We start from the raw sequence: 25,862 nt of genomic DNA on the forward strand, positions 1-25,862 counted from the left end.
GCTTTATCAGATCAATGCATTGTTAGCATACTTTATTGACTTTCCATGACCATCAACTGATGATGAGACTTGGTTGATATTAGTTGCTGTAGCTTGATTTACAGAATCCAGTTTGAACTTGGAGACTACAAGTTGCATGTTGGCCGCAACATCTGATAGTTCCTGAGCAGACCTTGCAAGTTCCTGCATGGAAGCGGTCTGTTCCTGAACAGATGCGGAAGCTTGTTCAGCACCTGCAGCAGATTCTTCAGAGATTGCAGATACTTCCTCTACAGAAGATGTAACCTCTTCAATTGAAGCTGACTGTTCCTCTGCAGCAGCAGCAATCTCCTGGACCATGTTAACGATCGTATTTCCAGCTGTTACGACTTCCCCGATTGCAATTACAGAGTTATCAAGGGAAAGTGCACCTGTATCAACCTCTTCAGCAGCTTTCTTCATAGAGGTTACTGCATCCATCGTTCCACTCTGCATCTTGGTGATCAATTCTGCGATCTGCTTGGCTGCATTACCTGAATCCTCGGCCAGTTTTCTAACTTCATCAGCTACCACTGCAAATCCACGACCATGTTCACCAGCCCTTGCAGCTTCAATCGCTGCATTAAGGGCAAGCAGATTGGTCTGATCTGCAATATTAGTTATGAGATTAACAATCTGTCCTATCTGCTTTGATTTCTCATCAAGATCATTGATGACATTTGAAGAATCACCCACTGAAGACTTGATGCTATTCATCTTTAACTTCAGTTCCTTGGACATTTCTCCAAGATTCTGTATGAGCTTATTGGACTCTACAGAAGTTTGTGCAGCCCTATCAGAGTTAGTGGCTACTTCCTGAACAGTGCGGCTCATATCACTCATAGCTCTTGATACTTCTTCTGCTTTACCGGATTGAGCCTGTGTGCCTTGAGAAATCTCAGCTACGGTACTGGTTATCTGTTCTGCGGTAGCTGATAATTCTTCACTGGATGCAGACATTTCCTGAGCGGTAGATGCAATGGCCTCAGCATTATCTGTCACAAGACCTACTATATCATTGAGTGAAGATCTGCAGTTCTCCACACCTTCTGTGAGCTGGACAAAATCACCTACACCATATACTGTCACTCTTCTTGTGAGGTCATTGGCTGAAATCGAATCGAGAACTGCACATGAATCACCAATAATACCCTGCAAAGTATCACCGAAACCATCAAGAGTATCCCCAAGAACCTTGAAATCACCCTTTGCATCTATAGATACTCTAGCATCAAGGTTACCTTCTGCATAGGCAGTAATAATCCTTGAAGCCTCGTTCACAGGACCAACGACAGCATCAAGACAGTTGTTGACACCTTCAACAATCTTAAGATAATCACCCTGATGTTTGGAAGCATCAGCACGGGTCGCAAGTTCACCATTAACACCGGCCTGTGCCAGAATATTTGCATCTTCGACAAGCAGGTTTATTGCATCGATGCACTGGTTGAGGTTGTTCTTGATGGCATTGAAGTCACCTGAATATTCATCTGTGATCTTGTCAGGGACATCTCCTTTTGAGATACGGTCAACATATTCGGCAGCAACGTTGAGTGGACCAATGACTGCATCAAGAGTATCATTGACACCTTCAACGATGGCACGGTAATCACCGAAGTGTTTGGAAGCATCGGCACGGGTATCAAGCTTACCTTCAACAGCAGCATCTGAAAGCATGTTAGCATCAGAAACAAGCAGGTTTATTGCATCGATACACTGGTTAAGGTTGTTCTTGATAGTGTTAAAGTCACCGTTGTAGTCATCCGTAATTTTCTCAGGGATAGCTCCCCTGGAGATACGGTCAACATATTCAGCAGCAACGTTCAGTGGGCCGATAACTGCATCGAGTGTGTCATTGACACCTTCAACAATAGCACGGTAATCACCGAAGTGTTTGGAAGCATCGGCACGGGTATCAAGCTTACCTTCAACAGCAGCATCTGAAAGCATGTTAGCATCAGAAACAAGCAGGTTTATTGCATCGATACACTGGTTAAGGTTGTTCTTGATAGTGTTAAAGTCACCGTTGTAGTCATCCGTAATTTTCTCAGGGATAGCTCCCCTGGAGATACGGTCAACATATTCAGCAGCAACGTTCAGTGGGCCGATAACTGCATCGAGTGTGTCATTGACACCTTCAACAATAGCACGGTAATCACCATGGTGTTTGGAGGCATCAGCACGGGTATCAAGTTTACCTTCAACAGCTGCTACAGAAAGCATATTGGCATCAGCGACAAGCAGGTTTATTGCATCGATACACTGGTTGAGGTTGTCCTTGATGGTGTTAAAGTCACCGTTGTAATCATCTGTGATCTTGTCAGGAATAGCTCCCCTGGAGATACGGTCAACATATTCAGCAGCAACGTTCAGTGGACCGATAACTGCATCGAGTGTGTCATTGACACCCTCAACAATAGCACGGTAATCACCCTGATGTTTTGAAGCATCGGCACGGGTATCAAGTTTACCTTCAACAGCAGCCTCTGAAAGCATGTTAGCATCAGCGACAAGCAGGTTTATTGCATCGATACACTGGTTGAGGTTGTTCTTGATCTCATTGAAGTCACCTGAATATTCATCTGTGATCTTGTCAGGTATTTCACCATGAGAGATGCGATCAACATATTCAGCAGCAACATTGAGTGGGCCGATAACTGCATCGAGTGTGTCATTGACACCCTCAACAATAGCACGGTAATCACCGAAGTGTTTGGAAGCATCGGCACGGGTATCAAGTTTACCTTTAACAGCAGCCTCTGAAAGCATGTTAGCATCAGCGACAAGCAGGTTTATTGCATCGATACACTGGTTGAGGTTGTTCTTGATCTCATTGAAGTCACCTGAATATTCATCTGTGATCTTGTCAGGTATTTCACCATGAGAGATGCGATCAACATATTCAGCAGCAACATTGAGTGGACCAATAACTGCATCGAGTGTATCATTGACACCTTCAACAATAGCACGGTAATCGCCATGGTGTTTTGAAGCATCAGCACGGGTATCAAGCTTACCTTCAACAGCAGCATCTGAAAGCATGTTTGCATCAGAAACAAGCAGGTTTATTGCATCGATACACTGGTTGAGGTTGTTCTTGATCTCATTGAAGTCACCTGAATATTCATCTGTGATCTTGTCAGGTATTTCTCCATGAGAGATGCGATCAACATATTCAGCAGCAACATTGAGTGGACCGATAACTGCATCGAGTGTGTCATTGACACCCTCAACAATAACACGGTAATCACCATGGTGTTTTGAAGCATCGGCACGGGTATCGAGCTGACCTTTAACAGCTGCTGCAGAAAGCATATTAGCATCAGCGACAAGGGCATTTATTGAATCGATACATGTGTTAAGATTGTTCTTGATGGTGTTGAAATCACCTTTATAATCATCTGTTATCTTTTCTGGAATCGTTCCCTTTGCAATGCGATCAACGTAATCAGCAGCTACGTTCAAAGGAGTGATAACAGCATCCATCACCTGATTGAAGCCTTTTGGGATCTCTTTGAAGTCAATGCCTACATTAAGGTCTGCCCTTCTGTCCAGTTTACCTTCAAGGGTGTCATTTGTAAGATTCTTAAAATCATCTACAATCTTGTTTATTGGTTTTGATATAAGTCTGGAGATGAAGAATGCCATTACAATACCAACAATGATAGCAACTATGACCATTATGGTAAGTGTTAATATGGAACTTTGCATTCCCTGCTCCATCTTATCTTTCTGGTCAGCACGTGCCTCTTCTGTAATGGTCTGAACGGCAGATGCTTCTTGTTGCATTATTTCCTTTGCAACTACCTGCTCTTCTGCATAAGATACATAGGAATTGAAGTCAGATTTGTAGGCTGTTGCCGCAGCGACTATTGCCTGTGCAGCATCCTTGTCTTCCTGTACCTGGAAACGTGAATCAAGAGTATTTCCAATTGTTATTATCTCGTCCATCATTTCATTGACATTATCTGCATATTGATGGTCAACATGCAGCATAAAACGTAACCTTTCGCTACGTGCCTCGAGGGTGAGCTGCAAAAGCTGAGTGGCATAGTCCACATTGGTTCTCTCTTTCTCAATAACACTAATATCTGCATTTTGTGCAATAGCATTTGAAAGGTCTTCATCCTGTGTTGCAAGTATCTGGTTTATCTGATCTTCAAGGATAAGACCACGTTCTATAAGATCTGCTTCAGCTTCACCTTTCTGATTCTCCAGTTCCACGTAATCATTGAAAGCATCATTATAGCTCAACGCCGCTGCCTGAACATCATCCATCTGCTGATCATTCACAGGGTCAGTGAAGATCTCCTTTGAAGACTCTGTTTGAGCTACGATGTCAGTTACAACACTGTTTACTTTTTCAGAATATGTAACATCCTTAGTCAATTGATAATTTTCTTCAGCGATACGTGCATCTTTCATGTATTTGACAAGACGGTTCATGTCATCTGCTTTGACCACCCTGTCATTTACACCTGTCAATCCGTTATAACCACTATATCCAACAATAGCAGTTAGTAAGAGTAATATTACAAAACTTCCGATTAGAATGTTTTTTATTTTCATATTCTCAAACATACTTTGTATCTCCATCACAACACATTTTTAGAATAATATCGAATGATTTTTCTTTTAATCAAGATGTAAAATTAACACCTGTTTATCAATAGTTGATTTGTTACACATCGTGTTGCAAAACTAATTATTGATATATATGCCAGTTTTTGATTCACATTTTCTTTTTGAATCAAATCCCCTGCTATCAGTTTCCTCACGGTATTCTTTAAGTGAAACGTGAAATTTCCTCTCATTTGAACGCATTTCCAATCACATCCATCCTCCAGTGTAACTATATATACAGTTTAATTAAACTCAAAGAAATGTACATTTTAATGATAATCACTTTGAATTTAGTGCTATTTTATAATAATAAGCACATTCGCAATGCTCTTGTGCACAACATAAACAATGTCAATTATATATAAATATATGGATTATATTTCGAGAGTTAATATCAAAGTAGTTTATCCAAGTGCCACCACTACACATATATAAACGAATAAATTTATAGAACCGAGAGGTTCAAAAGTACATGATAGGATACGACGCAGAAGTTGAGCGAATAAAAATGCTTCTTGAGGCAAATCCAAGAGGGATGACTGTAATAAATCTGGCAAAAGAGCTCAACATCAGCAGAAATTCAGCTGCAAAATACCTAGATATACTATTAGTATCCGGCCAGGTTGAAATGGATAGCATAGGGCCTGCGAAAGTATACCATTTATCAACCCGCGTACCACCATCAAAATTGATTAATTACTCTTCCGATTGTGTAATATTAGTAGATGAAAAACAAAATATTATACACATAAATGATAATTGTTCCAATTTATTCGATTTGGAAGAAAATATCCTTGGGACAAACATCAAAGATATATATGGAATAAATGCCGAAATCATATCAGAAATTGATCATGCCTTTAATGAAGGCAAATATGATAATGAGACAGGTCAAATATCTATGAGTGGGCCGTATTTTAATGTCAGAATAATCCCTACTTTATCAGAGAGCAGATCTCCATGTGTTGCCATTATCATGGAAGATATTACTAAAGAAAAAACAATGGAAGAGAAGCTGAAAAAATATCGTACATTGATAGATACATTAATAGATAATTGCATTAATGAAAATGATATAAACCTGCTTATTGAAAACATAAAAGTCGAAGGCAATGAATTAAAAGCATCTGAAGATAATACTTCCAGCAAACGGATAATGTACCAAGAGATTATTAATTTCTTGCCTGATATAATTTATTTACTAAAAGAAGATGGGACTTTTCTTGATTATATAGCTTCAGATGATACTAAATTATTTAGATCTCCTTCTGAATTTTTAGGCAAAAAAATATGTGAGTGCTTTCCTGAAGCACAATCACGGCAAATGATGCAACATTTAGAGAAAGTTCTAAAATATGGTGAAATGGAACTTTTTCAATATCAGATAACAGTAAATGACAAAACGTACGATTTCGAAGCACGTTTAGTTCCAGGCAAAAATAGAGAGATATTAGCTATTGTTAGTGATGTTACAAGTAAAAAATTAACTGAAAACAGATTAGAAAGTATTTTTAGAGCACTGCCTGTTGCAGCCGGTATACTTACAAATCGCAGATTCAAAGAAGTCAATCCTCGTATGATAGAAATGACAGGATACGCCACTGATGAACTGCTAGGATCACATGCGGATATGCTGTATCCCACTCCAGAAGAATCAGAGTTTGTTAGTGTTGAGAAATATAAACTAATTAGGGAAAATGGAGTTGGAACTGTTGAAACGCGATGGAAAAGAAAAAATGGCACTATTATAGACATACTTTTATCATCAACCCCTCTTGACGGTTCTGATTTATCAAAAGGGGTTACTTTTACTGCACTAGATATTACTGACAGGAAAAAAGCAGAAAGAGCCCATAAGTTGTCAGAGGAAAAATTCCGGGCTTTCTTTGAGAAAAACAATGAATATTGCTATATAATCTCTCCAGAGGGGAATATAATTGACATAAATGAGTCTGCCCTTAAATTATTGGGCTATGAAAATGAAGAAATCATTGGAAAACCACTTGCAACCATCTACGCTCCTGAATTGCAATCTCGCATGAAAGAGATATTTCAAAAATGGCAACTTAAAGAAGACATAATTGATGAGGAAATGACAATAATAAGCAAATCTGGACAAAGAAGGACAGTACTTGTAAGTGTGTCAAAATTACTTGATGAAGATGGAAATACCTTGTATTTGACATCTATCCAAAGAGATATCATGTAGCAAAAGTAGCTGAAGATTAATTAAAAAAGTGATGAAACTTACTATCCTCTTTTAAAATTCCAAATTGGACTCTTTAGAACACATTATTCTATTTTCTTTTGTAATGATAATTTTAACAGGATAATGCCCTGAGTAGTACTTACCACAAGAAAACACAAAGGGCATGGTTATGTTTGTTCCAGATGAGAAATCTGGAACACCCAGTAAACCTGATATTTACTGATTTGCCTAATAAGGGGTAAACTTTACAAATATAACTCAACTGGGGCAAATATTTATATATATACATGCATAATTTTATTGTTGTGCACTAGAGCAGTGCTATAGTGTATTGCGTAACTTAATAAAATGTAATTGACTCGAAAGAGAGGCATTGGTCGATATTGCTAGCAAAATTGAAGTTGTTACAAGGTTGAACAATACAAAATAGTTAAGACCCTGTGTTCAGAACTTGAAACATATTATTGCTTAGTTTAATATAATATTACATAATATATAAGCAATGCAATATAACTTACCAAAGCATGTGTAAGTACATAGTAGTACAAAAACCATCAATGTCTTGAGTATTTGATGGTTTCAATTAGCACATAAATAAAGAGTAATTTTGTCTTGGCGGATAGGGTATTTCAATATGGAGAGTAACAGATGACTTCAATTCAGGATGTTACATTCAGAGAGATAAGAATAAAAGTCGAAAAAGAAAACCATGTGGTTAAAATTCCTGAAAAAGTATACCAAATTCTAATAGGATTAGAAAATGAATGTTACTGCTATTTAGATAAACAGGCTAATTTTCTTGAAGTCAGCAAGGAATATTGTGATCTTCTAGGTTATACAAGAGAAGAACTCCTGAATATGGGAGTAACTAATGTGGAAGTAAATGCTGATCCTGAACAAATAACATTCAGAATGAATAAAACTCTAAAAAATGGATTTAGCAGATTCGAGACACAGCACCAAACAAAAGATGGAAAAGTTGTGGACGTAGAGGTCAGTGCAATTTACACTGACCATAATTATTTTGGTTTTTTAGTGTCCATTAATGATATCACCGAAAAAAAGCAATCTCGAAGAGAACTTCAAAAAGAAAAAGAAAAGTTTAGAGCTTTGTTTGAGAACATTGTTGAATACTGTTATATGATATCACCTGATGGGACCATAATTGATCTTAATAATTCAGCTTTGAATATATTAGGCTATGATAAAAATGAGTTGATAGGGCAACCCATTTCAATGATCTATGCTCCCGAATCACATACCCATATGAAAAAGGTCTTTGAAAAATGGAAGAACACAGGATATGTGAACAACGAAGAAATGATAATTATAACCCGTTCAGGTGAACGTAGGAATATTTTGTTAAGTGCAAGTCAGTTGGTCAGTGATCAGGGTAATGTTCTGCATTCAATATCCATTCAAAAAGATATTACAGAAAAGAAAAAGTGGGAAAAGGGACTTGAGGAAGAGAGGGTAAAGAGATGTCTCTTTTTTGAAAGTTCATTGGATGGGATTGTAGTTCTTGATGAAGAAGGAAAAGTCTATGATGCTAACGAACAGTTCGGGAATATGTTGGGATATTCTTTAGAAGAGGTTAAAAAACTTCATATATGGGACTGGAATACTATTTTTACACGTGAACAATTAATTGAATTGCTCAAAAATGTGCACGATCATAGCTATTTGTTCGAGACAATTCATAGATGCAAAAATGGTACTTGCATTAATGTAGAGATATCCTCTAATGTATTTTATGAGAATGAGAAGAAATTGATCTTATGCATTTGCAGGGACTTTTCAGAACGTATAAAGGCAGAAAAAGAACTTTATGAGAGTGAATTAAAATATCGCTCATTGTTCGATCAATCCGTAGATGGAATATATCTTCATGACCATAAAGGAAATATCCTCGATGCTAACAATGGGGCTGTTACACAGTCAGGTTATTCGAAAGAAGAACTGATGCAGATGATTCTGTTTGATTTTATTGTTGATGAATTGGATCCAGATGAAATCATGAAACAATGGTCTCAGTGGAAACCAGGACAAACGGTGACGATCGAAACAAACCATAAACACAAAGATGGTCACATATATCCTGTTGAAATAAGCACAAGTTGTGTAAAATATGGGTCTGAGAATTACATAATGGCCATGGTCAAGGACATTAGCGAACGCAAAAAAGCGGAGATTGAGCTACGTGAAAACGAGGGATTACTGAGACTCCTAATAGAGCATGCACCTGTGGCATTGGCGATGTTCGACCGTAATATGCGATACATAGCTGCAAGCAATCGATGGCTGACTGACTACTATCTTGGTGATATCGATATTATTGGTAAGTGTCATTATGACATATTCCCCGAAATCCCGGAAGAGTGGAAAGAAATGCATAGAAAGACTTTGAAAGGAGAGGTCTGCCCCGTTAAAGAAACTCGTTTGGAACGTGTAGATGGAAGAATACAGTGGGTGAAAGGAGAGGTTCGACCATGGAGAACAGCAGATGGTGCTGTTGGTGGAATTGTACTATTATCAGAAGATATTACTGAAAGCAAAAAGGTTAAAGAGGTACTTGAGGAAAGTGAGAAGATATTCAAGTCATTCTTTGAACAATCATCGGTAGGTGTTGTTCAAGTAACACCATATGGAGACTACCTTCAGGTTAACAAACGATTCTGTGATATGGTTGGCTATTCTTCTGATGAATTAGTTGGAATGAACTTTAGAGTGATAACTCATCCTGATGATCTGAAACTTAACAACCGATTTATTCTTCAAACAATTTCAGGAGAAATTGACTCTTATGAACTCGAAAAAAGATTGGTGCATAAAAATGGGGATATTATTTGGATCAGATTATATTCTAAAACAATAAGAGATGAAAAAAATTCACCACAATACAATATTTCTGTGATAACAGATATCACCGAGCAAAAGAAGGTTACTAATGAACTTGTAAAGAGAAAAAGACAACTTTCGCTTGCAATGGAAGCCTCTGAGTATGGATTCTGGGAACTTGATATTGATACAAATAAAGTACACATGAGTCCCACTTTGTACGAAATAAATGGTTACAAACCTGATAAACTTCCTAGCGATCTTAACTTATTGCTTGATCACATTCATCCAGATGATAAAGATAAATTAATGACTACCATCAAAAGAAGTATCCTTGACATAACGCCGATGTCTATTGAATATAGAATAAAACATAGTTCAGGTGAATGGAGGTGGATGTCTTCTAAAGGAAGACCTGTAGACCTTGATGAAAAAGGTGTTCCTCATTCTTTTGTTGGAACACAGATGGATATCACCTCAAGAGTGGATGCAGAAAAGACTTTACTCTATGCCAGATTGCTGGCTGATGAATACAACTGTATGAAAAGTGACATGTTAAAAAACATCACTCATGAACTCAGGACACCTCTCACAGCAATTATAGGTTTTTCTGATGTGCTGATAAGTAGTGAACAAAATGAGTTTACCGATACGTGCCGGAAATATGTAGAATACATTAACACTAGTGGTAAAGACCTGCTGCAGATAATCAATTGTATGCTTGATTTTACAATCGTGGAAAATAGTGACCCTGACACACTGGCAATCAAAACTTTTGAAGTTGAGGGACTTATATCTGAAGTTTTAAGGCTAAATTATACTAAAGCAATGAAAAAGAACATTGCTTTACAGAGCATCATTGAGGATTCGTCTTTAACTCTTGCTGCCGATAAAGAAAAACTAAAGCATGCTCTGTACAACCTTGTGGATAACGCAATTAAATTTACAGAATATTCTGGTTCAGTAAAAATAGAAGTAAAAACATTGAGTAATAATATTCAATTTTCAGTTCATGATACAGGAATAGGAATAGCAGAAGAGAAACATGAAACAATCTTCAAACCATTTGTACAGATAGATGGTTCATTATCACGAAAATACAGTGGTACAGGACTTGGTCTGGCTCTGGCTAAAAAAATAATAGAACTTCATGATGGGACAATTAAAGTTGAAAGCGAACTAGGAAAAGGTGCCAAATTTATAGTTCAGATTCCTTTGAACATTGTATATGACTAAAAGTGAATTAATCAGATAGTTCAATTGATTTATAAAAATTTAATTTAGGGTCTGCCATTTACTTAATAACTTAAATCCCATGTAGCAAATTGATTTTTTTAAAACTGATACGGTTCTCAGATGATAATATCTAGATGATAATATCTATTACATGAAAAAGAATCTTAAAGCTGATAGACTTTTGATTCTGAACTCTCGTGTTAGAGAGGAAGAGACAGGAGGACTTATTTAGATTTAATTTCAGATGTAAATACTAAATCATTTTAAGTGGTAGTGTAAAAGTGAATGTACTTCCTTTATTAGTTTCACTTTGTACATTGATGTCTCCACCATGCATTTCAACTAGACTTTTAGCAATAGCCAATCCCAAACCTGTTCCTTTGTGTTCACGGGATGAAAAAGAATTTACTTGTTGGAAGGAATTAAACAAGATTTTTTGATCATTCAGAGATATCCCAATACCATTATCAATTACTGAAACTGATAAATTATTGTTAATCACGTCTGCTTTCACACATACTTTGCCATTTAAAGAAGTAAATTTGATAGCATTACTGATTAGATTGCATAATATTTGTTTGAACATTGATTTATCAGCATAAATTAAGTTTACCTCTTTGCTAATCAAAACCTCAAAATCGGTGTTTTTTTCAGCAATTAATGGAGAAAACATCTCCGAAACTGTAGAGATTGTTTCAGGAACTTCAAAGTATTCTGGATAGATTTCCATTTTTCCAGATTCGATCTTTGATATATCAAGAATATCATTGATCAAACTAAGTAAATGTTTTCCACCAACATTTATATTTAGAATATGTTTTGCTTGCTTTTCATTAAGTTTTCCAAATGATTCAGTAAGCAATAAATCGGAAAAACCAATTATAGCATTCAAAGGTGTTCTTAACTCATGACTGACACTTGCCAGAAAAACACTTTTAGCTTTATTTGCAGTGTCCGCTTCATTCTTGGCATTAATCAGCAGCTTTTCGCTTTCTTTTAACTTTTTTTCGTTTTCTTTTTGTTCAGTCACATCGTCAACAGTTAATAATACTTTGTGCTCCGTCTTAAGAGTAATAAAAGTTGTAGAAATTAGAAGTAATCTCTTTAATTCCTGATCATTTACTTTTGTTGTAAGTTCTCCCTCTTGCTTATAGATATTTTCAGAAGTCTGAAACGTATGCATCACTGCATTTCTAACAGGACAGTACTTACAATTTGCATTCTTTCCGCAGCCTGCATCTTCAAATGAATTTATACAAGAAAAAAGCTCTCCACCTAATAATCCCAATGAATCTTCTTTTTTTATTCCGAGAACTTCAGATGTTGTATTATTTATATTTTCAATTTTTCCTTCTGGATTTACAACAATCATTATAAAAGGTGCATTATCAAAGATCGTTTTAAACAAAACCATATCATTAGACATATTGTTGTATATTGAAACATCGCTTTCAGTCGATTTGCAGATACTTTTTTCTGTTTTGTTCATGAAAATACCTGAGATCTGTAAAATTAATTGAATAATATTAATATATTTTGCTCTAATACACAAAAACAAAGGCATTTGTTGCATTCTTTTATACACGTATATATATATATATATATAATAGTAGTATGTTAAATAGATTTGCAGAAAATGATTCTTTGTTAGCTAATTATTACTGTAATTTGTATATGAATATTTATATATATGTAGCTCTTACACAATATTTGCAACATTTAAGCAAAGCTAATTGTGGATTAAAACTCACTCAGTTAGTGGTTGTTAACTTGTTAATCAAAATATATCCTGATCAAAGCAAACAATAGGGTGGTCATGTGGTTCAAAATGGTGTTAAAGAAAACGAAGATAATGAAAAAGAGTATTTACATCTAATTTTGAAGTCTGTAGATATGGTTTTATGGTCTGCAACCTTTCCTGACCTTGAACTTATTCGTATCAGCTCCTCATCTGAAAACATTCTGGGAACCGACCCTCAGAAGCTTTTAATGGAAAAAAATCTATGGTATCAATTCGTCCATCCTGATGATCTTGATATTGTGCAAGAAGCTACAAAACAAAGAGAATTGAAAGGTGAAGCAACAGCAGAGTATCGTATCCTGAGACCCGACGGAAGTATTTCCTGGGTTCGTGAAAGTTCTGAAGTCAAGTATGACACTGATAATGCTTCTGTACGTGTAGATGGTATTCTCACAGATATAAGTAGGAGTAAGAAAGCTGAAGAAGAATTGAAAATAAGAGAAGAGCGTTTGAGAAGTCTTTCATCTATTCTCCATTACAGGACAGATTCGGTTCAGGATTTCCTTGACTTCGCCCTTAATGAATCTATAAAACTTACTCGAAGCAAGATAGGGTACATCTACTATTATGATGAAGAAAAAAAGGAATTTAGTCTAAATACCTGGTCTAATAACGTAATGAAGGAATGTGAGGTAACCGAACCACAGACCAAATACCAACTTGAACATACCGGTATCTGGGGAGAAGCAGTCAGGCAACGCAGAGAAATAATCGTAAACGACTTTCAAGCTTCAAATCCACTAAAAAAAGGTTATCCTGAAGGGCATGTGGAGCTTTACAGATATATGACGGTACCAGTGATAAAAAACGATAAAATAGTTGCTGTTGTCGGTGTGGCTAATAAAGAATCGGATTACAGTAAAGATAATGCACTTGAGCTGGCCTTGCTTATGGATTCTGTGTGGAATGCTACTGAAAATAAAAAAATTGAACAGGCGCTTCAACAAAGCGAAAAGATCCATAGGCAGGCACACAATATCTTGCAAGGTATTATTGAAAGTCCAAAAGACGTAATTATATTTGCTCTCGACAAGGAGTATAGATATCTTGCTTTCAACACAAATCATCAGTTAACAATGAAGCAGATATGGGGTGTCAATATTGAAGATGGCACTTGCATGCTTGACTACATTCAAAGCGATGAGGACAGGGAAAAAGCAAAAGATAATTTTGACAGGGCACTTACAGGTGAAGCATTCACTATTATTGAAGAATATGGTAATTCCTTATTCGAAAGACGATGGTATTCGAATATGTATAGTCCCCTTAAGGATGATGAAGGAAATATTGCCGGTCTCACTCTCATTTTATCTGATATCACTGAAAGCAAACGTTCGGAACAGGCTCTTTTAGCAGAAGAAGCTAGAATTAGAGCGATTGCTGAGTCTGCGCAGGATGCGATCCTGATGATGGATCCGCAAGGTAATATCTCTCTATGGAATCCGGCTGCAGAACGAATTTTTGGATATTCAATAGAGGAAGCTGTCGGCCAAAACCTGCATTTGTTACTGGCACCGTCACGTTATCATTCAGCACAGCAAGAAGCCCTAACTAAATTCCTCAAAACAGGGCAGGGCGATGCTGTGGGTAATACTGTGGAATTAGAGGCTATTTGTAAGGATGAGCGGGAAATACCAGTTGAACTTTCACTTTCTGCGATAGAACTTTCCGATGGTTGGCACTCAGTGGGAATTATACGTGACATTACAGAGCGGAAGGAACTGGAAAATACCCTTATTGTTGAGAAGGAAAAAGCTCAGGAAGCAACACGGGCAAAGAGTGAGTTCCTGGCAAATATGTCCCACGAGATACGCACACCTATGAACGGTGTCATTGGCATGACAGGGCTGCTTCTTGATACTGACCTCAGTGATGAACAAAGACATTATGCTGAAACTGTGAAATTAAGCGGAGAATCACTACTTCAACTTATTAATGATATCCTGGACTTCTCCAAGATAGAGGCTGGAAAACTGGAACTGGAAACCGTGGATTTTAATTTGCATGAAATGCTGGATGATTTTGCTTCCATGCTCTCAATAAAAGCTCATGAGAAAGAACTGGAATTTATCTGTGCGCCTGAACACGATGTTCCTGCATATGTCCAGGGTGATCCCGGACGCTTGCAACAAGTACTGACCAACCTTACTGGAAACGCAATTAAGTTCACTCATAAAGGTGAGGTAGTTGTACAGGTAATTCTTGAATCAGAGACTGATACTGAAGCATTTTTACGTTTCTCAGTTTGTGATACTGGTGTTGGTATCCCTGAAAATAAAAAATATGATCTATTCGATAAATTCTATCAGGTTGATGCATCAACCACAAGACAATATGGTGGTACAGGACTTGGACTGGCAATCTCCAAACAGCTGGTTGAGATGATGGGAGGCGATATTGGTGTGGAAAGTGAGAATGGTAAAGGTTCAGAGTTTTGGTTCAGAATAAACCTTACAAAAAAACAGGATGGTAGTTCTAAGAAAATTAAATCTTCAGAACTCAAGGATTCATACGTCCTGGTTGTTGATGATAACGCCACGAATCGTGAGATCCTCAACAAGCGAATAAGTTCATGGGGTGCCAAAGTAGATGAGGCCATGGACGGTCCTACAGCACTTCAGGCTTTGTATCGTGCACATGAAAACGGTAAACAATATCAGGTGGTTATCCTCGATATGCATATGCCTGGAATGGATGGTGAATCGGCAGCAAAATTCATCAAATCTGATACAAAACTAAAATCTATCCCTCTGGTGATGCTTAGCTCCTTAGGGCAACGTTCCAATGTCCTGAACTTCAGTGAGAGATATTTTGAAGCATACCTCACCAAGCCTGTAAGAAATCAGGAATTACTGGATGTCCTATCTGGAATATTGAATAAGGAAAAACAGAATAATGAAGTCAATACTCATGTGAACACACCTTCAACTCCTTCTCGTGACCATAAGAACTTAAGATTGTTGCTTGCTGAAGACAATACAGTAAATCAAAAAGTAGCTCAAGGTATGCTACATAAATTAGGTTATCATGCGGATATTGTAGCCAATGGTATGGAAGCAATAAAAGCATTGGAAATGTTGCCATATGACATGGTTCTTATGGATGTGCAGATGCCAGACATGGATGGATTTGAGGCTACTCGCCTTATTCGAGATGCTCAATCTGCAGTCCTTGATCATGACATTCCAATAGTTGCGATGACAGCCTACGCAATGAAAGGGGACAAAGAACGTTGTCTGGAAGTTGGTATGAATGATTATATTTCAAAACCGGTTTCATTACAGTCCCTGATGCAATTGCTGGAGAAATGGCAGAGCATATTTAAAAAAGAAGCAAACCATAATGTTATGTCTGCAGGAGGAATGAAAGGGTCACATGATCTTGTAGTATTGGATAGGGCTGCACTTTTTGAAAGAGTAATGAATGATGTAGACCTTGCCCGAAGATTGATAGAAATTTTCCTCGAAGATATGCCAAAAGAAGTGATTGCTCTAAGAAATGACCTCGGAAAAAGAGAATTAGAATACTTAAATGAATATGCACACAAAATAAAAGGTGCTTCTGCAAACATTGGAGGTCTGGCTTTAAGTGCTGTGGCCTCACAGATAGAGATTGCCGGAAATAAAAACCAGATTGATAAAATGGATACACTTTTACCTGAACTTGAAAAGCAATATGACCTATTGGTTGAACAACTCAAGACAATATAACTTCGAGATATATAATAGCATATTTCGTTAACATGATTCTCATGACAATTTACTACAAAGAATTCCTGATTAATCTTGAGTTACTTTGATGAATGTAGCTGAAATCACTTAATAATAATAGGAAATACTGAATCTTTTTTGCTGCACTTCGTTTGTGATCAAAATAACAACTATTTGTATAAGCAATACCTACTGGAAGAAAAGAAGACAACACTCTACTGTAGAATGTATAAAAAAGTTGACAGTACACCAGCCGGGATTCGAACCCGGGTTCGAGCGTTGGCAACGCCCGGTGATAACCGCTACACTACTGGTGTGCTTTTGCTTAGGTGCCCAGACCCGGACTTGAACCGGGGACAACTGCCTCTTCAGGGCAGCGCTCTCCCAACTGAGCTACCTGGGCATGATGACCCGAAGCACCTAAATGCTGCTTTTACATTTAAACTTAACTGTTGCAAAACTGTTTTGGTGGGCCCGCGGAGAGTCGAACTCCGGACCTCCGCCATGTCAAGGCGACGTCATAACCAGCTAGACCACGAGCCCATTATGCAGTTTGCGAATATCTGTTAACACCTTGCTGCTTAATAGCACTTCAGTGCTATTATCGCACGCCTTGGCGCTTATCAGCACCCCTCATAATGCATAATAGATAATAAACCTTTTGGGTAAACTGACATAATACCAGAACCTGTTTATAAAGAACAGCCTCCTTGACATGTGCCAGCAATAATTTATAGTTCCAACATAACACCTGCAAAAATCTGGCACAACAAATTTTGTTTGAATCAAATCTCATCCATAGAGGATATATATGCTATAGAGATTCAACATCAATAGGCATATTAGACATAAAAAGACACACTGAAAATAATGCCTATTAATAACAAAGCCGAATTTTCAAATAAGCATATTGCACTATGTCCTGAAAAAAAGTACTGCATGCCCTTACATAAAATAATGTAACTGAACTTCCAGGCGCCCTGGAAAAAAAGATGATATTTAATGAATAAGGAATGAATATGCGACTTTTTCATACATCGTAGAATGTGGGTTCTGTGGAGTTGGCATTCATAAAACCTTGTGTGGACCCATCTGGAAGAACCATAGTTAAGACATCTACTGTTCCATTCAGAGTATGTGAATCGTACAGATAGAATGCATCATTTTTACGCGAAACATTTTTAGCAAATATTACAGCATTACCCCTGCCTAGCTCAAGGATCTCCACATCTCCAAAATCCCAAAAGAAATTATCAATTGCAGGCTCAAGATTGTGCGCGCCCATAAGTGATATGTACATGCTGGAGAACATATCCAGACCATAGGACATGGATATCACCGCATCTGTGCCCTGAAATCTCATTGTGACCTGCTTGAAGTGAATGAACTCATCCCCATTGGATATGAGGTCATTACTGGCTGAAAATGAAAGTAAGGATATGATAAGTGCTATAACCAGAAATGCTGTGAACTTCATAATATCAGGTCCGGAGCAACAAACGAAGGCATAATTTCTTATATTCTGATGCCACTATAATCATATTAACTTTACTCACAAATGAAATATAATAACTTTGACTTACGTAAGTATAAAAACCGTCAAGTATATATTTTGTACGTACAACTGTGAACAAACCACAAAACTTGCGAGAAGACTATGGAAAAAGAGACTACTGATTCTAGTGAAGAGATTGAACTGTACGAGGACAATTTCGAAACCACAGACTCCATAGATGTTCCGGAACTCTTAATTGACCAGATAATTGGTCAGGAACATGCAGTGGAGGTGGTAAAAAAAGCAGCAAGCCAGCGAAGGCATGTAATGATGATTGGAAGCCCTGGTACGGGTAAGTCCCTGCTTTCAAAGGCAATGGCTGAACTTCTTCCGAAAGAAGAACTTCAGGATATACTCGCATACCCAAATCCTGAGGACAACAATAATCCAAAGATACGTTCCGTACCTGCCGGAAAAGGCAGGGAGATCGTAATGGCACACAAACTGGAAGCACAGAAAAAAGCCCAGTCACGTAATATGCTGATGATGATCCTGGTATTCGGTATCATTATCTATTCATTCTACGTTGGCCAGCTTCTGTGGGGTATTATTGCAGCGATAATGATATTGCTTCTTACACGCCAGTTCATGCCAAAAGAAGAAATGATGATACCAAAGCTCATTGTTTCAAACTATCAGAAGGAGCACGCACCATTCCTTGATGCAACAGGCACACATGCAGGTGCGCTACTTGGTGATGTCAGGCACGACCCGTTCCAGTCAGGTGGTCTTGAAACACCTGCCCATGACAGGGTAGAGAGCGGTGACATTCATAAATCACACAAGGGTGTACTGTTCATAGATGAGATAAATACTCTCAGCCTTGAATCACAGCAGAGCCTGCTTACAGCCCTTCAGGAAAAGGAGTATCCTATTACGGGACAATCCGAAAGAAGCTCAGGTGCGCTTGTCAAGACAGAACCTGTCCCATGTGATTTTATCATGGTAGCAGCAGGTAATCTTGATGCAATGGAAAAGATGCATCCTGCGCTCAGATCCCGTATAAAGGGTTATGGATACGAGCTATTCATGAGAGAATCCATGGAGGATAATCCTGAGAACCGCAAGACACTTGTAAGGTTCGTGGCGCAGGAGGTCATGAGAGACGGACATATCCCTCCATTTGACCAGACTGCTGTGGATGAAGTAATCCGTGAAGCTCAGAGGAGAGCAGGCAGAAAGGGTCATCTAACACTGAAACTCCGTGACCTTGGAGGTCTTGTGAGAGTTGCAGGTGACATTGCACATTCAGAAGAGGCACCTGTCGTTACTGCAAAGCACGTCCTTGCTGCAAAGAAGATGGCAAGATCAATAGAACAACAGCTTGCTGATAGTTATCTTGAACGTAAGAATGATTACCAGCTTTTCAAGAAAATGGGAAGCGCTGTTGGAAGGGTAAACGGTCTTGCTGTAATGGGAGGAGATTCAGGAATTGTACTGCCAATCATGGCAGGAGTTGCTCCATCGCTCTCTAACTCAGAAGGCAAGGTTATTGCAACTGGTATGTTGAAGGATATTGCAAAGGAAGCTGTACAGAACGTTTCCGCTGTAATCAAGAACGTAACAGGCAAGGATATAAGCAACCATGACATCCACATCCAGTTCATCGGAACGTATGAAGGTGTGGAAGGTGACAGTGCATCCATATCCATTGCCACTGCCGTCATATCAGCTCTTGAGAACATCCCTATCGATCAGTCTGTAGCCATGACAGGTTCACTTTCCGTAAGAGGAGATGTGCTTCCTATCGGCGGTGCGACCTATAAGATAGAAGCTGCAGCAAGAGCTGGTATAAAGAAAGTAATTATTCCAAAATCCAATGAGGATGACGTACTGATCGAAGACGCATACAAGGATAAGATCGAGATAGTTCCGGTAACCAACATTGTAGAAGTTATAGAACACAGTCTCGTAGGTCCTGATAAGGAAAGGATCCTTGAGAAACTTAAGAGTCTCAGCAGTCTTAAGACCGGTACCGAAATGCCTGAAGTGGTCCCTGTGTGAACAGGGGCTGTTACTTATTTATTTAAATTTTTGTTTCATTCATAGTTTCATTCATAAAGTGAGGAGTTAATAATGCATAGTGTAGACTTTTTTGATACAAGGATCATAGAGGGGACTACAACGTCTATTGTCCTTGATAATGGCAAGATAGAGCAAATATCTGTCAATTTTACAAAAGGAGCAGCCGTCAGAGCTCTTAAAGGTGGTTCATGGGGATTCACTTCTGCAGACGGGGATTTCGATATTGAAAAAGCAATACGTGCAGCGTCTGAACTTGCAGTAAGTATGGATGATAAATCACCCAAGGAAAAAGTAAAGATGCAGGAAATAGCAAGCCCTGTTGTCTCAAATGCTCCAAAAGTGAAGAAAAATCCTCTAGATATCTCTCTTGAAGAAAAGGTCAGCAACCTGAAAGAGTTTGGAAAATACGCCAAAAAAGAAGGCATCAGTAGCAGCAGTGCTGTATACAGCGAATCATCATACAAGGTCATGTATACCGATTCCACGGGTGTGGAAGGAGAATATGATGTCGTAAGAACCGGGTTTGCTATTAGTGCGGTGGCTTCAAGAGACGGAATGTACCAGGCCGGAAGAGAAAGCCGCTTTGGTGTTACAGGCTATGAGATATTCGACAAATATAATGCAGCTGAACTTGCAGAAGAAGCCGCAAACAGTGCATTGCAACTCCTTGATGCAAAGCCTGCCAAAGGCGGAAGCATGCCGGTAATACTTGACCCTGAACTTGCAGGAGTTTTTGCCCACGAGGCAGTAGGACATGCATCAGAAGCAGATCTCGTGCTTGAAGGAAGCTCTGTTCTTGAAAACCGCATAGGTGAATCAATAGCATCCCCGCTTGTAACAATTATCGATGACCCTACAATGCATGAATATGGTTATTTCCCGTTTGACGATGAAGGTTCACAAACTGAGAAAACAACTCTCATAGACAACGGAGTTCTCAAATCCTACCTGCACTCCAGGGAAACAGCCGCAAAACTTGGAGGGACACCAGGACACTGCCGTGCTCAGGGACATTCCAGACCAATTGTCCGTATGAGTAATACATACATTGACAATGGAAATTCAAAACTCGAGGAAATGCTTGAGGAAATCGGGAATGGAATGTACCTTATAGGTTCCAGAGGCGGACAGGTGAACACAGGAGAAGGTGTGTTCCAGTTCAATGCTGAAAAAGGATACCTTATTGAGGATGGAAAGCTCACGACACTCATCAGAGACGTTTCACTATCCGGAAAGATCCTTGAGATCCTCAATAACGTGAAAATGGTTGGCAATGACCTTAAAATGAACTCAGGAAGATGTGGCAAAGGCGGTCAGCTTGTACCTGTCACCGACGGTTCCCCACATCTGATGATATCCGAAGCAATGGTAGGAGGTGCATGAAATGTACGACCTTGCTGAAAAAGCCCTTAAAGCAGCTATAAAATATGGTGCTAAGGAAGCTGAAGTTTATATTATGAAAAGCCAGAAGACCTCTGTCAGTATCCAGAAAGATATGATAGAAGGTGCGAAGGAAAATATCACAACAGGAATCGGTATTCGTGCTATTGTTGATGGTGCTGTGGGATTTTCCAGCACCAACATTATGAGCTACATTGATGAAGCTGCAAAAAATGCAGTCAGTTCTGCAAAAACACAGGATGCTGACCCTGACTGGAAAGAACTGCCTTCCTACCAGAAATATCCAACTGTGACAGGCATTCTTGACAAAGACATCCAGAATATGGAACTTGACGAATGCATTGGCCATACAATGGAAATGATAGATGCTGCAAGAGCTACGTCAGGAATCATAGTTACATCCGGAAGTTTCAGCCGAAGCCACGGAGAAAGACTCATACTGAACAGCAATGGAATTGAAGTTTCAGAAGAGGGTACAGGCATATCTGGATTTGTGGATGTTATTACAAATTCAGGTGAAACATCTACTGCATACGACTTTGCAATTTCACGAAAGAATGACATTGATTTTGCAGCAATCGGAAAGAATGCCGCAGAACTTGCAAAGAAGTCACAGGATACAATTTCCATTGAGCCGCACAGAACTGAAGTAGTCATTCATCCTTTTGCATTCTCAGACCTTATCGAAAACACATTCATACCATCTATTGATGCTGATAACGTACAGAAAGGACGTTCTAATCTCATCGGCAGAAAAGATGATATCATCGCAAACGAGAAACTCTCCATATATGATGACGGACTGCTTGAAGGTGGTATTGATACCGGAATTGCCGATGATGAAGGAGTCGCGTCACGTAAAACAACTGTAATAGAGAACGGAGTGTTCAGGTCATATCTATATGACACTTACACCGCAGGAAAAGATGGTGTGGAAAGCACAGGTAATGCTTCCCGCAACTCATATCTTTCAACACCTTCCGTAGGGTCAAGGAATTTCATTATCGATTTCCCAAATTGTGACATAGTAGCTGACACCGACAATGGTGTTTATGTGAATACAGTTATAGGTGCTCACACTGCCAATGCTATTTCAGGTGATTTCTCAGTTGAAGCACGTAATGCATTCACCATAAAAGATGGAAAACTGGACAAACCAATTAAATCACTCATGATCTCCGGCAACATATTTGATATGCTGAAAAATATAAATGGAGCCGGAACCGATGTTCGCAAGGTTGGTGGAACCATTACACCATCCATCAGAGTCTCTGACATGAGTGTTGTTGGTTAATTTTTCTTTTTTCAGACGATTTACTTAAGCAGATGCTTGCGGGAACATACTATTTCTGCAAGCGATCTGTTTTTGGTTTTATTTTTTCTGTGATTTTCGGCGCAATTGTGCACAATTACAACGATTGACGAGTAATTGTAGAATGCGTAGACATTATTCCACTAGAGATTTACCTAAATGTGCACAGTTACAGGAAACAAATATATAGACATATAAATTATAACTCAGTTATATAACAATACAGAGAACGAAAAATAAATGGAAAAAGTAACATCCATTTAAAGGACAAACGAATGGCAACACTGCAGAAAAAAACACTTTGCATCATCAGTGCAACTCTCATAGGTCTTATACTTATCATATATCTGAGTTCACATTCCATTGTTATTGACAGTTATGAGAAACTGGAAGAAGAAGATGCTAGTGAGAATGCCATTTGCATTAAAAATATATTGATACTTGAAAACCAGGATCTGCAAAATAAAGCTGCTGACTGGTCGGTATGGGATGAAACATGCGATTTTGTTCAGGGAAACAGTAGTGATTATCCTGAAAAATACCTCATGAACGAAACCTTTTACAATCAAAGACTTGATTTCATGCTTATCTACAATGAAACAGGGTCGTTGGTATATGAAAAATCAATTGAGAATAACAATTTCTCCACTGTAAAAGAACTGGAAGAACACCTTCAAAATAATCCGTATCTTCTTGAACATACCAACTACAGCAGCAGAAAAACCGGTTTTCTTGTCTTTAGCAAAAAGCCCCTTATGATAACATCACAACCTGTTGTGAAAAGTGATCTTAGTGGTCCAATATACGGAACCATAATAATGGGCAGAATTATTGATTCTGAAGAAATAGCAAGACTGCACGCAACTACAAACCTTGTACTGCACATTGAAAACATTAAGAACACAAATAAGACAGAAACTATTTCATCCCGGAATATAGATTCTTCAAATAACAGCATTCTTACTGTAACGGATAATGCCCGTATATATTCTTATGTAAATTTCAATGACATATATGGGAACGAAGCATTTTCCATTGAAGTGGGAATGTTTCGAAATATTCACCAGCAGGGAGTAAATGCTATCAACTATTTCCTTGTGGTCCTTATTCTTACAGGAATCATTTTCGGAGCAGTGATTATCCTCCTGCTTGAGAGATCACATATTTCACGTCTTAAGAAACTCCAGAACAAAGTAAGAGAGATAGGTGAAAATGGAGATTTCACAAATAGAGTATTATATGAAGGAAATGACGAAGTTGCAAGTCTCAGTAGCTCAATAAACAAGATGCTTGAATCGCTCGAAAGATCACAGAGACTTGTTATCAAAAGAGATGCTACTATTAATGCTATTTTGCAGGCCATGCCTGATATGATGTTCCAGGTAAAAAAAGATGGGACGATATGCAACTATAAACTTTCTACTGACAACTGCATATATGAATCCCCTGAAACCGATCTTAATATCACCCTTGAGGATGTGCTTCCTGCACACATTGCAGAAATTGAACTCGATATTATTGAAGAAGCACTTCGGACAAACAAAACCCATACTATGCATTACACAATGCCTGTAAAAAGAGAGATGAGAGACTTTGAGGTCAGGTTCGTGGTCATTGCTGAAGATGAGGTTCTTGCGGTTGTCAAGGATATTACAGAAATAAAACAGGCGGAGGAGATGCGAAGGAAGGATATTCTCCTTAAAGAAGTGCACCACCGCGTAAAGAACAATCTCCAGATAATATCAAGTATGCTCCGGCTTCAGTCAAGGAAATTCACTGATAAGGAAACCATCGAAGCATTCCGCAAAAGCCAGAACCGTGCTAAATCAATGGCAATTGCACATGAGAAGCTTTACCAGTCCCGCGACCTTGAGAACATCGAACTTTCTTCATACATAGAGACTCTTACAAAATATCTTGTCAACACATATGGCTGCGATCCGGAAAATATCAAAATAGATATAAATATTAAAAACATAACACAGGATATTGATACAGCCATACCTCTTGGGCTTATCATCAATGAGATCGTTTCAAATTCCCTGAAACATGCTTTTAAAGACCATAAGGGGGAAATACTCGTCGAGATAGTTCCGGATGTCAATGGTCAGTACATGTTAACGATAAGGGATAACGGAATCGGATTCCCGGAAGATCTGGATTTCATGAACACGGACTCATTGGGAATGCAACTCGTTGTTTCATTAGTGGAACAGTTAGAGGGTAGCATAGAGCTTATCAGAGGCAATGGTACGGAATTCAGAATCAGATTCAAACAACTATCCTATAAGAGAAGGGACTACTGATGACTAATGAAAAGATAATGATAGTCGAAGACGAGAAAATAGTAGCTCTGGATATTAAAGATAGTCTGGAACATTTCGGATATTCTGTACCCTGTATGGCGGATAGTGGTGAGGATGCCATCAGGTTCATTGACCAGTGCCGACCTGACCTTATCTTAATGGATATTGTACTTAAGGGTAAGATTGACGGAATTGAAGCTGCAAGGACTATACACGATAATTATGGTATACCTGTAATTTATCTTACAGCATATTCTGACGAAAAGACACTTCAAAGAGCTAAACTTACTGAGCCTTTCGGACATATACTAAAACCTTTTGATGAGAGGGAACTGCGAACGAATATTGAGATCGCTCTCTATAAACGGGAAAAGGAAAAAGAGAAACAGTTCAATCATGAAAATTGTATCAATTCCCTTCTTGACAATATCGGTGATGCAGTTATATCCACCGATATAAACGGTAACATCAAATACATAAATCCACTTGCAGAAGCTCTCACAGGATACACCAGAAAAGAAGCACTCGGATGCAATATCAATGAAGTGTTCAGGGTTGTCTATGAAGGTAACAAGGATGCAGAGGATCCAACTAGAAAGGTTTTCAGAGAAGGCGCCTTTTTCGGACTTGAGGATGATACCATACTCATCTCAAAGGAGAACACACGCATACCACTTGATATTATAGGTTCACCGGTCACGAATAAGAAAAACGAGATAATCGGCGCCGTTATCATCTTTTATGATATAACAGAAAGGAAAGAGATAGAGCAGTCTTTCCGCTGTTATGATATCTCTTACAGTTAAACCTCTTATAGTTTAACCGAAA

The 25,862-nt window shown here is 38.5% G+C and carries 11 protein-coding genes and 3 tRNA genes; 8 read left to right on the plus strand and 6 right to left on the minus strand.

All coding sequences use genetic code 11. The features are described from left to right. Window positions 1-6: 6 nt before the first annotated feature. On the minus strand, window positions 7-4,614 hold the full coding sequence (locus RE474_RS01795) for a methyl-accepting chemotaxis protein (protein ID WP_309311282.1): 4,608 nt from the start codon (window positions 4,612-4,614) through the stop codon (window positions 7-9). A gap of 499 nt (window positions 4,615-5,113) precedes the next feature. Here RE474_RS01795 and RE474_RS01800 point away from each other — a divergent pair, with 499 nt between their 5' ends. After that, window positions 5,114-6,850: a PAS domain S-box protein gene (locus RE474_RS01800; protein WP_309311283.1), complete on the plus strand. Its 1,737-nt coding sequence runs from the start codon at window positions 5,114-5,116 to the stop codon at window positions 6,848-6,850. 648 nt (window positions 6,851-7,498) lie between these two features. Beyond that, window positions 7,499-10,924 carry a PAS domain S-box protein gene (locus RE474_RS01805; RefSeq protein WP_309311284.1) on the plus strand — a complete coding sequence of 1,142 codons (3,426 nt, stop codon included), beginning with the start codon at window positions 7,499-7,501 and terminating at the stop codon, window positions 10,922-10,924. Between the two features lie 253 nt (window positions 10,925-11,177). Here the strand turns inward: RE474_RS01805 and RE474_RS01810 are convergent, their stop codons facing one another. Next, window positions 11,178-12,497, minus strand: a complete 1,320-nt coding sequence (locus RE474_RS01810) for a PAS domain-containing sensor histidine kinase (protein WP_309311285.1) — start codon at window positions 12,495-12,497, stop codon at window positions 11,178-11,180. A gap of 245 nt (window positions 12,498-12,742) precedes the next feature. Here RE474_RS01810 and RE474_RS01815 point away from each other — a divergent pair, with 245 nt between their 5' ends. Beyond that, window positions 12,743-16,435: a response regulator gene (locus RE474_RS01815; RefSeq protein ID WP_309311286.1), complete on the plus strand. Its 3,693-nt coding sequence runs from the start codon at window positions 12,743-12,745 to the stop codon at window positions 16,433-16,435. 245 nt (window positions 16,436-16,680) lie between these two features. Here RE474_RS01815 and RE474_RS01820 read toward each other — a convergent pair. The 4 genes from RE474_RS01820 to RE474_RS01835 form a co-directional block, all read right to left on the minus strand. Beyond that, window positions 16,681-16,752 (minus strand) — tRNA-Gly (locus RE474_RS01820). Between the two features lie 13 nt (window positions 16,753-16,765). Next, window positions 16,766-16,838, minus strand: a tRNA-Phe gene (locus RE474_RS01825). A 63-nt stretch (window positions 16,839-16,901) separates the two neighbouring features. Beyond that, window positions 16,902-16,978: transfer RNA gene (locus RE474_RS01830), tRNA-Val, on the minus strand. A gap of 487 nt (window positions 16,979-17,465) precedes the next feature. Further along, on the minus strand, window positions 17,466-17,912 hold the full coding sequence (locus RE474_RS01835) for a hypothetical protein (RefSeq protein WP_309311287.1): 447 nt from the start codon (window positions 17,910-17,912) through the stop codon (window positions 17,466-17,468). A gap of 180 nt (window positions 17,913-18,092) precedes the next feature. Between RE474_RS01835 and lonB the strand changes: the two genes are divergently transcribed. From lonB to RE474_RS01860, 5 genes are all read left to right on the plus strand, one after another. Then, a complete protein-coding gene (gene lonB, locus RE474_RS01840) occupies window positions 18,093-19,994 on the plus strand; it encodes an ATP-dependent protease LonB (protein ID WP_309311288.1) in 1,902 nt (633 codons plus the stop codon). A 72-nt stretch (window positions 19,995-20,066) separates the two neighbouring features. Beyond that, window positions 20,067-21,398 carry a TldD/PmbA family protein gene (locus tag RE474_RS01845; RefSeq protein WP_309311289.1) on the plus strand — a complete coding sequence of 444 codons (1,332 nt, stop codon included), beginning with the start codon at window positions 20,067-20,069 and terminating at the stop codon, window positions 21,396-21,398. Between the two features lies 1 nt (window position 21,399). Next, a complete protein-coding gene (locus tag RE474_RS01850) occupies window positions 21,400-22,710 on the plus strand; it encodes a TldD/PmbA family protein (RefSeq protein WP_309311290.1) in 1,311 nt (436 codons plus the stop codon). 293 nt (window positions 22,711-23,003) lie between these two features. Continuing rightward, window positions 23,004-25,034, plus strand: coding sequence for a CHASE4 domain-containing protein (locus RE474_RS01855; RefSeq protein WP_309311291.1), 2,031 nt, complete (start codon window positions 23,004-23,006; stop codon window positions 25,032-25,034). Continuing rightward, on the plus strand, window positions 25,034-25,840 hold the full coding sequence (locus RE474_RS01860) for a response regulator (protein WP_309311292.1): 807 nt from the start codon (window positions 25,034-25,036) through the stop codon (window positions 25,838-25,840). The genes RE474_RS01855 and RE474_RS01860 overlap by 1 nt, the downstream gene beginning before the upstream one ends. Window positions 25,841-25,862: the final 22 nt, after the last annotated feature.

Origin of the sequence: Methanolobus sediminis (assembly GCF_031312595.1) — an archaeon.
Lineage (GTDB): Archaea > Halobacteriota > Methanosarcinia > Methanosarcinales > Methanosarcinaceae > Methanolobus > Methanolobus sediminis.